Consider the following 11,995-nt stretch of genomic DNA (forward strand, 5'->3'; position numbering starts at 1 on the left):
TACAATGTGGTGAGGTGTCCGAGTGGCTGAAGGAGCACGCCTGGAAAGTGTGTATACGGCAACGTATCGGGGGTTCGAATCCCCCCCTCACCGCCATCATTCAAAGAAGAGCTCGCAGGCAAATGCGGGCTTTTTTTTCGCCTGTCGCACTCCACAAGGGGGGATGAGAAGCCCCGACTGGGGGTCGACAACTGGCGCCGCCAGTTGGACAGACCATGAACGCAGCGAATGGGCTGCCCGTACAAAAACGCCGGGAGCGTTTTTGAACAACGCTGGCGTTGGTCCCAAAGGGGTGAGGCCCAGGGAAGGGCCGAGTAATAGTGAGCGCAGCAAATCCCCCACGGCCATATTCGGCGTGTCATAAGCAGACATAACCCATGACAAAAGGGATCAATATCAGCGTGCGAGCCGTGACAACGCTGACGTTAAATATGCTGCTGCCGCCACTGCCTGACGTGGTCTACCAGGGCGCGTAGTTTAGGTGCCATATTTCGGCGTTGCGGAAAGTAGAGATAGAAACCGGGGAAATAAGGAAGATAATCGTCCAGCAATGAGACAAGCTGCCCGCTTTCAACAAACGGTCTGAACGTATCCTCTGTGGCAAACGTAATTCCTCCACCAGCAAGCGCGAGCCGCAGCATCAGGCGCAGATCATTAGTGGTGATCTGCGGTTCAATCGCCAGGCTGAAAGGTTCTCCCGCCTCCTCAAATGCCCAGCGATAAGGGGCGACATCTTTGGCAGGACGCCAGCCGATACACCGGTGATGGATCAATTCACGCGGATGTGCAGGCGCGTTGTTCGTCGCGAGATACGCGGGCGAGGCAACCGCCATTTCACGTTGTTTTTCGGTAAGCGGGACGGCGATCATATCCTTTTCAATCACCTCTCCAAGCCTTACGCCAGCATCATAACCCGCAGCCACAATATCAAACTCCTCATCCGTCACGACAATATCGACCGTCACGGCAGGGTTGGCCGCCGCAAACGAGGCAATCAGCGGGCCGGAAAGAAATACTTCGGCTATCGAGGTCACGGCGATGCGAAGGCATCCGCGCGGCATATTCTCCGACGCGACCTCTTCGAACGCCGTTTCAATACTGGATAACGGCAATGACAGGGACTGACGCAGCCGTTCTCCCGCCTCCGTCAGCGTTACTGAGCGCGTCGTACGCATTACCAGCATTGTGCCGAACGCATCTTCAAGTCGTCTTATTCCCTGACTGATTGCCGATCGGGTAACGCCCAGGCGAGCAGCCGCCGCGCTGAAATTACGCTCTTCTGCCACCGCGATAAAAACCGGTACAAGGTTGAGATCAATTTTCATTGTTTAACGCTGCTAACCAGTGAGTCCAGTAACAGCAGGATACTGGAACCAATCGTTAAGTTCTATGATCGCTTCGAACTCAACTGAAGGAGCATGCTATGGATAAAGTAATAGTTATTACCGGCGCATCCAGCGGGATTGGCGAAGGGATGGCCAGAGAGCTGGGCAACGCAGGCGCGAAAGTGTTATTAGGGGCCCGCAGACTGGAGCGTATCGAAGCCATTGCCGCAGAAATATGCAGCGCGGGCGGTATCGCCGAAGCGCGTGAGCTTGATGTCACCAGCCGCCAGTCGATGGCCAGCTTCGTGCAGGCGGCGCTGGATCAATGGGGCCGCGTCGATGTTCTGATCAACAATGCGGGCGTCATGCCGCTCTCTCCGCTTGCCGCCGGCAAACAGGATGAATGGGAGCGAATTATTGACGTGAATATCAAAGGCGTGCTCTGGGGCATTGGCGCTGTACTTCCCGTGATGCAAGCGCAGGGTTCCGGTCAGATAATCAATATTGGCTCTATTGGTGCCCTGTCTGTCGTGCCAACCGCCGCCGTCTATTGCGCCTCAAAATTCGCAGTACGCGCGATTTCAGATGGTTTACGCCAGGAAAGCCCAAATATTCGCGTGACCTGTGTCAATCCCGGCGTGGTGGAAAGTGAACTTGCCTCAACCATTACGCATCCGGAAACCAGAGCGGCGATGGATGTGTACCGTTCTGTGGCACTTAAACCAGCGGATATTGCCCGTGCCGTGCGGCAGGTCATTGAAGCCCCTGAGAGCGTGGATACAACAGAAATAACCATCAGACCGACCGCATCAGCCAACTAATATTCCTGACTGATGACAGGCGTTAATGCCCGTTCTCATTCCTGAGCATAGTCGGGGCCATGGTCTGCAGCCATTGACGGCAGGAGAACCACTTATCTCCCCTGCCGGGTTGCTGGCCCTGATAGTAAAGCCGGTTTATTGCCCGGAGTCAGCAGAACATCCCGCAACATCTTCTGGAAAATATGCTCTACAGGTGACCTGCATACCTGTACTGGCAGCCCCTACCCGCCAAGCTACTGGTATCGCAATGGCTTTCTTTTGACGAACAGACGGCCCACTTCCCGCACATAACTGAACATCGTTTCCCCCAGAACGGCCCCCTTTGTGGCAGAAAAGACGTTATAAACATTAAGGTATAATCGTCTACCGGGAGGATGAGCACAGTCACGCCTGTGAAGTGTCTGGATAATGGGTCAGCATTGATCCGTCGTATGGTTGTGAGGCGCCATGGTGAGCCAGGCCATAATTAAATAGCCGCCAGTGCGCCACGGATCTGAACGATGAATCTGAGTTCACTAATCCGCGGATACATACGTTGCATCCATCATCCGGCGTACCGGAAACTCTTTTTTACAGGGCTCGTTAAGCGTTGATTGCTTCAAAAAAATTACCGCATTTGTTATATTGTTGCTCATTGCTTATTCACCTCTGCGGTGCCAAAAAGAACAAGATTCACCGCAACCCAGGATTATAAAATGTTAGATTACCGCTTCCCGACAGCTTTGCAGATGGTTCTCAGCGTAGCGATGGCGGAGCAAGTGGGTGAACGTTCGACGAGTGCGATTCTGGCCTACGGCCTGGAAGCGAATCCGAGCTTTATCCGCAAATTAATGGTGCCGCTCACGCGTGACGGCATTATCGTCTCAACGCTTGGCCGCAACGGGTCTATTCACCTTGGTCGCCCGGCGGAAGAGATCACCCTGCGCGATATCTACCTTTCCGTCATCGAAGATAAAAAATTGTGGGCGTCGCGTCCTGACGTACCGGCACGTTGCGTGGTCAGCGCTAACGCCTGCTGGTACTTCAAGTCTATCGCCGAAGAGGCGGAGCAGGCGTCATTACAGGTATTAGCGCGCCACACCGTGGCAAGCGCGCTGGAAGAGGTGAAAAAAGCCGATACCAGCGGATGGGATCCCGTGCCGGAACTTATTGCCCAGTATAAAAAAACCTCATAATTATTTACTTATTGCGAAAAAAAACCGCCTTCACAATGAAGGCGGTTTTTTTGTATCTGCAACTATTTACGCAGGCAAAACGTCATTTACCGGTTTACCGCGCGTCACAAATTTACGCAGCGTAACGTAAAACACCGGTGTTAAGAACAGACCAAACAGCGTCACGCCCAGCATACCGGAGAACACAGTGATCCCGGTGACGCCGCGCACTTCTGCACCCGCGCCGTGACCGAGGATCAGCGGGATCGTGCCGGCAATAAAGGCGATGGAGGTCATAACAATCGGGCGTAAACGCAGGCGGCAAGCCTCCAGCGCCGCTTCCATGATCCCTTTCCCCTGAATTTCCAGCTCGCGGGCAAACTCCACGATAAGAATCGCGTTTTTACACGCCAGCCCCATCAGTACCACCAGACCAACCTGCACGAAGACGTTGTTATCGCCACCGGTCAGCCAGACGCCAAACAGCGCGGACAGCATGGTCATCGGGACGATAAGGATCACCGCCAGCGGCAGCGTCCAGCTTTCATACAGTGCGGCCAGCACAAGGAAAGCCAGCAGAACCGCGACCGGGAAGACGATCAGCGCCGTATTGCCCTGCGTGGCCTGCTGGTAGCTCAGATCCGTCCATTCAATATTCATCCCGTTCGGCAGGATCTGCTTAGACATCCCGTCCAGTTGCGTCATCGCCTGCGAGGAAGAGAGAACACGAGGGTCGGCATCACCAATAAGATCCGCCGCCGGATAACCATTGTAGCGAATCACCGGATCCGGCCCGTAGGTGGTACTGATATTCACCATACTGCCGATCGGCACCATTTCGCCCTGATTATTACGGGTGCGCAAATTCGCAATATCTTCCACGCTATCGCGGAACGGCCCGTCGGCTTGCGCCATCACGCGCCAGGTACGGCCGAACTGGTTGAAATCGTTAACATAGGACGAGCCCAGATAGGTTTGCAGCGTACCGAACAGATCGGTTAACGACACGCCCTGCGCTTTCGCTTTATCACGATCAACCTGCACATCCAGTTGCGGAACGTTAGCCTGGTAGGTTGAGATGGGGAAATGCATCCCCGGCGTCTGCATAATCGCACCGGACATGGTGTTCACCGCACTTTGCAGCGCGCCATAGCCAAGACCGGCGCGATCCTGGATGTAGAGCGAATAACCAGAGCCCTGACCCAGCCCTAAAATCGGCGGCGGCAAAATGGAGAAACCAAAGCCCTGCTGGATCTGCGCGATTTTTGCGTTGATCTCAGCGTTAATTTCCGCCGCGGTATGTTTACGCTGGTCGAACGGCTTCAGGCCAAAAAAGACCGTCCCGGTATTCGGCGTGTTGGTGAACTGCAACGCGTTAAGCCCAGGAAAAGCGACCGCATAATCCACACCTTCGGTATTCATACCGATTTCGCTCATTTTGCGGATCACCGCATCGGTTCGGGCCAGCGAAGAGCCTTCCGGCATCTTCACGCCGCCAATCAAATAGAGCTTATCCTGTGTCGGAATAAACCCGCCTGGTACGGCTTTAAACATGACGCCAGCGGCACAGAGCAGCAGCACATAAACGACAAACACCGCACCACGTCGACCAAGCGTTTTACCAACCAGCCCCTGATAACCGTTCGAGCTACGATGGAAAAAGCGGTTAAACGGACGGAAAAGCCAACCGAACAGACGGTCAATGAGCCTCGTCGGGAAGTCTTTCGGTGCGCCATGCGGCTTCAACAGCAAGGCAGCCAGAGCCGGAGAGAGCGTCAGCGAGTTGATGGCGGAGATCACCGTCGAAATCGCGATCGTCACCGCAAACTGTTTATAGAACTGACCGGTTACGCCGGAGAGAAACGCCATCGGCACGAACACCGCGCACAGTACCAGCGCAATCGCGATAATCGGCCCGGACACTTCTCGCATCGCCTGATGCGCCGCCTGCAGGGGCGCAAGCCCCTCTTCGATATTTCGCTCGACGTTTTCCACCACCACGATGGCGTCATCCACAACGATACCGATAGCCAGTACCAGCCCGAACAAGCTCAGGGTGTTAAGCGAAAAGCCGAGCAGGTAAAGAATGCTGAATGTCCCCACGACCGAGACCGGCACCGCGATCAGCGGAATAATCGACGCGCGCCAGGTTTGCAGGAACAGGATCACCACCAGCACAACCAGCACCACCGCTTCCAGCAACGTTTGCACGACCGCGCGAATGGAATCGCGAACAAACACCGTCGGATCGTAAGGTGCCGCCCATTTCATATCTTCCGGGAAACGCGTGGCCAGTTCGTTCATTTTGGCGCGTACCGCGTTAGACAAATCGATAGCGTTCGCCCCCGGAGACTGGAAGATACCAATCCCGACCGCGTCTTTATTATTAAGCTGAGAACGCAGCGCATAGCTGCCGGAACCCATTTCAATACGCGCCACGTCGCGCAGGCGTACTACCGAACCGTCTTGCGCCGTTTTCAGAACAATATTGCCAAACTCGTCTTCCGTGTGCAGACGCCCCTGGGCGTTAATGGAGATCAGGAAATCGCTCTCTTTCGGCAACGGCTCCGCGCCAAGTTGCCCGGCGGAAACCTGTACGTTTTGCTCCTGCATCGCCGTCACCACATCAGAGGCCGTTAACCCGCGAGCCGCCACTTTATTGGGATCCAGCCAGATGCGCATCGCGTATTCGCCCGAGCCGAAAATCTGAATCTGGCCGACGCCGGGCAGACGCGCCAGTTCGTCTTTCACTTTTAGCGTGGCGTAGTTACGCATATACAGTGAATCGTATTTACCGTTGGGCGAAAACAGATGCACCACCAGTGTCAGCGTCGGTGATTGTTTCTGGGTGGTAATGCCCAAACGCCGCACATCTTCCGGCAGACGCGCCTCCGCCTGTGATACGCGGTTTTGCACCTGAACCTGCGCCTGATCGGGATCCGTACCCGGACGGAAAGTGACGGTGGTCACCAGTACGCCGTCGGAGCCTGCGACAGATTTCATGTACATCATGTTTTCAACGCCATTGATCGCTTCTTCCAGCGGCGTCGCCACCGTCTCGGCAATCACTTTCGGGTTGGCGCCCGGATACTCCGCGCGCACCTGCACGCTTGGCGGAACAACGTCAGGGTATTCGCTAACCGGCAACAGCGGAATGGCGATCAATCCTGTGACAAAAATCAGGATCGACAGCACCGCGGCGAAAATCGGCCTGTCGATAAAAAAGCGGGAAAAGTCCATGTGTCGGATTCTCAGATAAGGGATCAGTTGAGGGCGGCGCTGGCGTTCATGGCAACGGTTTTCGCGTTAACCGGCATCCCCGGCATAAACACTTTTTGTAAACCATCGACGATGACTTTATCGCCAGGGTTCAGCCCCTTCTGCACAATGCGTAAACCGGCGGCCAGACGCCCCGGCGTGATATCGCGACGCTGCGCTTTCCCGTCTTTATCAACGATATAAACATATTTGCGATCCTGATCGGTCAGCACCGCTTTGTCGTCGATAAGCGTGGCTTTGAATTCAGCGCTGCCCGGCAGACGTACGCGGGCAAAAAGCCCCGGCGTGAACTGACGCTGCGCGTTATCCAACAGCGCGCGCATACGGATCGTGCCGGTACTCGGCGTTAACTGATTATCCAGAAAATCCACTTTGCCCTGATGCGGGTAGCCATCCTCCCCGACAAGGCCAATTTCCACCGGTAGCGCCAGGTGATTACTGGACGCCCCCTGCCCGCTGCGGGCGAGGTTTTGATAGTGGAGGTAGGTCGACTCATCCACGTCAAAGTAGACGTAAACGCTCTTCTGTGAGACCAGCGTGGTGAGGACGCTGGCGCTGTCACCCGCAGTGACCAGATTACCGCTGGTGATCAACGCCCGGCTGGCGCGACCATCGATAGGCGCGGTCACTTTGGTGAAATCCAGGTTCAGTTGCGCGGCATCAACTGCCGCCTGCGCGGCGCGAATGTCGGCCTGCGCCTGAATGGCGGCCGAACGGCGCTGCTCCCACTCCTCACGGGAAACCAGATGGGTATTAATTAATTTATCGGTACGGTTAGCCTCACTTTGCGCCAGGCTGGCCTGCGTTTTGGCTCTCGCCAGCGTCGCCTGCGCCTGTTCCAGCGCGGCGCGATAGGTTCTGTCATCAATGGTGAACAGCACCTGACCCTTTTTCACTTCCTGGCCGTCGGTGTAATTCACTTTATCAATGTAGCCGGAGACGCGGGGGCGGAGCTGAACACTCTCCACCGCTTCAATCCGTCCGTTGAAACTATCCCACTGGCTAATAGATTTCACTACCACGTCAGCGGCGCTGACGGCGGGAGCTTGTGGCACGGCATTTTGCGCGACACCGTTATCACATCCGACGAGCAGTACGGAGAGAAACATCGCTCCCAGTGCATTCAGATGATACTTAACCCAAGGTTTCTGCAGGCTCATTATTTTTATTCCGCTAATTGTAGCCGCCGGGCAAGACGCAGCGGGAGACGCTACGCCACTTCCTTTGTCCGGGCTGGCTTCAGGCCATTTGTGCCGTTCATCGCCACAAAACTGTAACAGTTGCCAATACACTATCGCGGGGATTGTAGGGAGGCGCTAAATTTAGTGCAAGAATAATTGATACACTTTATGTGCTGTTTGAAACAGGGATAAAAGTCGCGTTTCCGGCAAGGATTTAAATGCAACAATAAAACTTGCAATTAATCTAAAAACGGGCCACCTTTAAATGCAACAGACAAAGATGCTTTTTAATAAGCGGCGTGAGGGCAACAAGATGAACACTGGCGCATTTATTCACGATTTACTCGACTGGATCGACAACAACCTGGAAAGCCGTCTGGACATTGAGACCGTCTCCAGGCGGGCAGGCTATTCGAAATGGCACCTCCAGCGGCTCTTCAAAGAGCATACGGGTTATCGTCTCGCCGAGTATATCCGCGCGCAAAAGCTGCAAAAATCGATCGAGCGCTTAACCCACAGCGACGAGCCGATTGTGAACGTGGCGATCGCGCTAGGCTTTGACTCCCAGCAATCCTTTAACCGCAGCTTCAAGCGTCAATATGGGCAGGCCCCCGGCGCATGGCGTCGCAGTGTCGGCTGCCCGCAGGCACAGCAATCACGCCAGCAATCCACATAGCGCGTTGTGGTTTTCGCAAAGGCATTCAGGATGAAATCGTCGGCCTGATAACAGCAGGCCATCGATATGTGGGGGCACTTTGCCGCGTGTGGTTTGACGTTTCCTTAAAATAGCCGTCCAGAAAAAACCCGGCACGGCATCAGTCTGGCATGAAGAAGCGTGACGTGAGCTATTTACAAACCGCATCATCCTTTTTCGATCACATACCAAAGCGGCCATGCTTGTTTTTCCGTAAAAATCTCACCTCCGCCCTCTTCTTCTGAGAATGTAATCTCCCTGACCAAACTACATGCCGTAATTATTCGAATAATTTACGTACCCACCGATACATAAGTTTCGTTTCGTTGATATTTATCCCCGGTCAAACGCACTAGCTGATCAGGGATGATGTCGCTAATCTGCCACCCTTCTGCCTGTTAAGCGCTGCCGGGTGAACGGATGCCTGCCTGTATCAACCTGATCGGTGAGCCCAGTTCAACAGCGGACATTGAACTGATAAACGTCGTGGCCGTACAGGATCCGCTAAACGCGGCGTATCTGTTCATCGAAAATGGCCGATAGCAAACGGTTTAAAACAACCCTCCTTTGCCGGAGGGCTGTTTCCGTCTTCGCTGACTGCGTCAAACGATGTTGCGTAATAAACAATCAGCGTCATCAGCACCGGCAGAGTTCCATCGCATACCTTTTTAGTCTTCTGGCACATTCGTCACCGGGAAGGGGATCCAGTTTTTTGCGCAATCCGTCGAGGCAGCCGATCGTGGTAACGATGCTTTTCCCGGCGGCACCGGTGAGACGCCATCGGGGCCAATGCGGATCTGCGCCGATTCAATTATCCAGCGGGCAGGGTTGCTGAAAGAGATGCCGTTCAGGGCAAATTGCAGAGGATGAGCGGCGTCATAACCGCGTAATATCAACTGGCCGCTTTCACCGGAAATATGATTCAGGGAGATATCGCGATAGACAGGAATGTTGTTACCGCTTGCGTGCGCATCATAGCGCGTATCAAAGTCGAGCGGCCGACGATTCCCGCGCATACAAACATTTTCGTAGCGCACATCGCTGACAATGCCGCCCCGGCTGATATCACTTTTGATACGAAGCCCGGAAGTTGTGCCATCAAGTGTCAAGTCACGCACCCGAATGTCACTGACACCGCCGACGGTCTCGCTACCAATCGACATCCCGTGTCCCCAGTAAAAATGGTTATCCACCAGAATCACATGCCGCGTGGCGCCACCCGCGCCCGCTTTAATCGCCACATTATCGTCACCGGTTCTGATGAAGCTGTGGGCGATGAGGATATTCTGCGACGAAATGGGATCAATGCCGTCGGTGTTACGGGCATCCGCCGGGGTATCAATACGCACGCCCCAGAACGTCGCATTGCGGACGTTTTTCAGGGTGACATGGAATCCTGGTGAATTTCGCAGTGTGATGCCGTGAAAAATAATATGGGAAGCATCATCTATTTCAATCAGGCGAGGTACATTCTGTGCCCCGCCCTCTGTCTGCGCGCGGCGAGCCAGTTGCCACCATGATTCATCCTGTCCTTTTATCGGCTTACCGCCCTGCCCATCAATAATCCCTTCGCCGACAATGCCTCCACCGTCAGTGCGGCTAAAAAGGATAAAGGGCCGGCAGCCATTCCCTTTATGATCGACAGTTCCACAATGGCCATTTTTGTCGTATACACGTGGGTCACTATTTGCTACCAGCATTGCCCCTTGCGAGATCCAGAGTGTGACGCCAGATTTCATGCTCAGCGGTCCACTGGAAAAACGCCCCGCCAGAAGCTGTAAAACCTCACCCCGGGGGCAGTTATCAATCGCCGACTGAAGTCGTCGGGTATCGTCTGCCGATGAAGACGTCAGCTTTGCACAGACAGGCGCGGGCAGCACAGGTTCTGGCACATCAGCACTCTCCAGGGCCGATAGCGCCGCGCTGAAGCCGGATACCGGGAAAAAAATCAGACTGGCAATTATTCCTTTCACATTACGGCGCAGAAAAAACATAATTATCCCGACATTAGAATTGTTGAAGTATTGTAGAAGTGCTGTGATAAAAGCACAGGGCGAATTCGTTTTTAGTTGAAGTGACGTTTAAGTTCGGCAGCCAAAAAGTGTTAGGATATTTCTCCTTTTTATTTTTGCGATTACCAGCCTGCATTAATTTATAGCCCTCAAAGCGTGAGAGGTTTTGCAAACCGCATTGGCTTTTCATATTGCTTTCCTTTTAATTTCATGGAAAACAGATATCGCTTTATGCTTACTCATTACCATCCAGCTTTGTAAAAACACGCCCGGATGTTGCCTCAAGGATGTTCACCACACGCTTCAGTGCTTCGAAATCGGAATAAAACTGTTGGCCTAACGGCGTATTTCTCGCAATCTCAATGCAATAATTCAGGGCGTTTAGCGCATGGTGTGCATGGTAAAGGCAAAGCGTGGCGTTGCTGTCCAGACGGGCTTTGGATAACATACGGACATCCTGTTCAATACCGGCTCTGATACCATCCAGTTTTAAGTACAATAAGCGCAACGCGTCGGGTTCATCAGGTTCCAGTAACAACACATTAATCAGCCCAATGGATTCTTTAAAATTTTTAACGATTGCGTTAATAAAATCACACCCGTCATATGCCATGTTCACTCCGTAAAAAGCCATTAATGCCATTAGTGTCACTTGATATAATTAATGTTGTTATCCAGAGGCATGAAAAAGTAAACGGCATTGCCATAAACTAAAAATCACAGCCGGGAACACAAACGGTGACGCGCTAATTTTCATTAGCAGAGTTTATCTTTATAAAATTAAACCTGAATACAATAACATTATTTAATCAATGCTCGCAGCATAACCGTATTAATAGTGTGAGTATCGTTGATATTGCTTTTTACCGGCACAGAGCAACGGGTTCGGTGCGTATTTCAAAGACTGTGACGTTGCCTGTCAGACTATCCCTTTATCGCGCGCCTGCTGAGCACGCTGAATAAAGCGCATGGTGTCGAGTAAATTATCCTTCTCAGCGTCAGTAAGATTGGGAGACACCGTTTTCTCCGCCAGTAAAGCCCGGTCAGTATAAGAGAGCGTTCCTGCCCGAAGCCGCTGACTTATGGTCAGTAGCAGAAGTTTGTCCAGTTCATTAATACGCCGTCTGATCCCATCAAGATCCAGGAGGGTCACAAAGGATTCTGGTCGGGGTAACCAGTCTGCCAGATAGCGATACTGTATCGCTTTTCCCGCGTTCATCAGCGCACTGATGAACGGCTCCACGGACTGCGGCTCCAGACCAGCCTCGCGCGCGGTGCTGCGCGCCTGCGATAATACTTTTTGTTCCCGGGCAACATCCTCCACCGGCAAATGGTACTTCACCTTGTAGGCTGCAACTTCTCTCATTAACGCCATACGTTCGGTTAAGAGTGATGAAAGGGCACTGAGACAAATGGGCGCAGATGCTCCTGCAAAAAAGCTACCGGACATACAGAGTGTCGATACGAAAATTTTCATCATCATCCCTCAAAGAAAGGTACCAACCCTAATTTACCTGTGCAAATATAAC

Annotated in this window: 10 protein-coding genes, 1 tRNA gene and 1 pseudogene; 5 read left to right on the plus strand and 7 right to left on the minus strand. The window is 53.3% G+C overall.

The annotated features are described in order from the left end of the window. Nucleotides 1-8: 8 nt before the first annotated feature. Nucleotides 9-96: transfer RNA gene (locus AAIG26_RS11875), tRNA-Ser, on the plus strand. A gap of 329 nt (nt 97-425) precedes the next feature. On the opposite strand, the gene AAIG26_RS11880 is transcribed toward AAIG26_RS11875, so the two are convergent. Next, complete coding sequence (locus tag AAIG26_RS11880) at nt 426-1,325, minus strand: LysR family transcriptional regulator (protein WP_020457335.1); 900 nt, start codon at nt 1,323-1,325, stop codon at nt 426-428. A 98-nt stretch (nt 1,326-1,423) separates the two neighbouring features. On the opposite strand from AAIG26_RS11880, the gene AAIG26_RS11885 reads away from it, so the two are divergent. Both AAIG26_RS11885 and AAIG26_RS11890 read left to right on the plus strand, forming a co-directional pair. Further along, a complete protein-coding gene (locus AAIG26_RS11885; RefSeq protein ID WP_343179891.1) occupies nt 1,424-2,146 on the plus strand; it encodes an SDR family oxidoreductase in 723 nt (240 codons plus the stop codon). 695 nt (nt 2,147-2,841) lie between these two features. Further along, nucleotides 2,842-3,321, plus strand: a complete 480-nt coding sequence (locus tag AAIG26_RS11890; protein ID WP_020457333.1) for an Rrf2 family transcriptional regulator — start codon at nt 2,842-2,844, stop codon at nt 3,319-3,321. A 66-nt stretch (nt 3,322-3,387) separates the two neighbouring features. Here the strand turns inward: AAIG26_RS11890 and oqxB are convergent, their stop codons facing one another. Both oqxB and AAIG26_RS11900 read right to left on the minus strand, forming a co-directional pair. Further along, nucleotides 3,388-6,540, minus strand: a complete 3,153-nt coding sequence (gene oqxB, locus AAIG26_RS11895) for a multidrug efflux RND transporter permease subunit OqxB (protein ID WP_020457332.1) — start codon at nt 6,538-6,540, stop codon at nt 3,388-3,390. Between the two features lie 23 nt (nt 6,541-6,563). Beyond that, nucleotides 6,564-7,739, minus strand: a complete 1,176-nt coding sequence (locus AAIG26_RS11900; RefSeq protein WP_020457331.1) for an efflux RND transporter periplasmic adaptor subunit — start codon at nt 7,737-7,739, stop codon at nt 6,564-6,566. Between the two features lie 334 nt (nt 7,740-8,073). On the opposite strand from AAIG26_RS11900, the gene AAIG26_RS11905 reads away from it, so the two are divergent. Together AAIG26_RS11905 and AAIG26_RS11910 are read left to right on the plus strand one after the other, a co-directional pair. Next, complete coding sequence (locus AAIG26_RS11905) at nt 8,074-8,436, plus strand: helix-turn-helix domain-containing protein (protein WP_045507249.1); 363 nt, start codon at nt 8,074-8,076, stop codon at nt 8,434-8,436. A 429-nt stretch (nt 8,437-8,865) separates the two neighbouring features. Continuing rightward, a pseudogene (locus tag AAIG26_RS11910) lies at nt 8,866-8,997 on the plus strand (LUD domain-containing protein); the annotation flags it as partial. A gap of 125 nt (nt 8,998-9,122) precedes the next feature. On the opposite strand, the gene AAIG26_RS11915 reads toward AAIG26_RS11910, so the two are convergent. The 4 genes from AAIG26_RS11915 to AAIG26_RS11930 all read right to left on the minus strand — a co-directional run bounded on the left by AAIG26_RS11915 (nt 9,123) and on the right by AAIG26_RS11930 (nt 11,949). Further along, entirely contained in the window at nt 9,123-10,448 is a 1,326-nt protein-coding gene (locus AAIG26_RS11915) for a glycosyl hydrolase family 28 protein (protein WP_343179892.1), read from the minus strand. A gap of 13 nt (nt 10,449-10,461) precedes the next feature. After that, nucleotides 10,462-10,656, minus strand: a complete 195-nt coding sequence (locus tag AAIG26_RS11920; protein WP_045506866.1) for a hypothetical protein — start codon at nt 10,654-10,656, stop codon at nt 10,462-10,464. A 45-nt stretch (nt 10,657-10,701) separates the two neighbouring features. Then, the gene (locus AAIG26_RS11925; protein ID WP_343179893.1) at nt 10,702-11,109 is read right to left on the minus strand and encodes a hypothetical protein; all 408 of its coding nucleotides are present in this window, start codon (nt 11,107-11,109) and stop codon (nt 10,702-10,704) included. 276 nt (nt 11,110-11,385) lie between these two features. Next, the gene (locus tag AAIG26_RS11930) at nt 11,386-11,949 is read right to left on the minus strand and encodes a chorismate mutase (protein ID WP_343179894.1); all 564 of its coding nucleotides are present in this window, start codon (nt 11,947-11,949) and stop codon (nt 11,386-11,388) included. Nucleotides 11,950-11,995 lie beyond the last annotated feature (46 nt).

The sequence above is a fragment of the Kosakonia sp. PSU_27 genome (assembly GCF_039409795.1).
In the GTDB taxonomy this organism is placed as follows: domain Bacteria; phylum Pseudomonadota; class Gammaproteobacteria; order Enterobacterales; family Enterobacteriaceae; genus Kosakonia.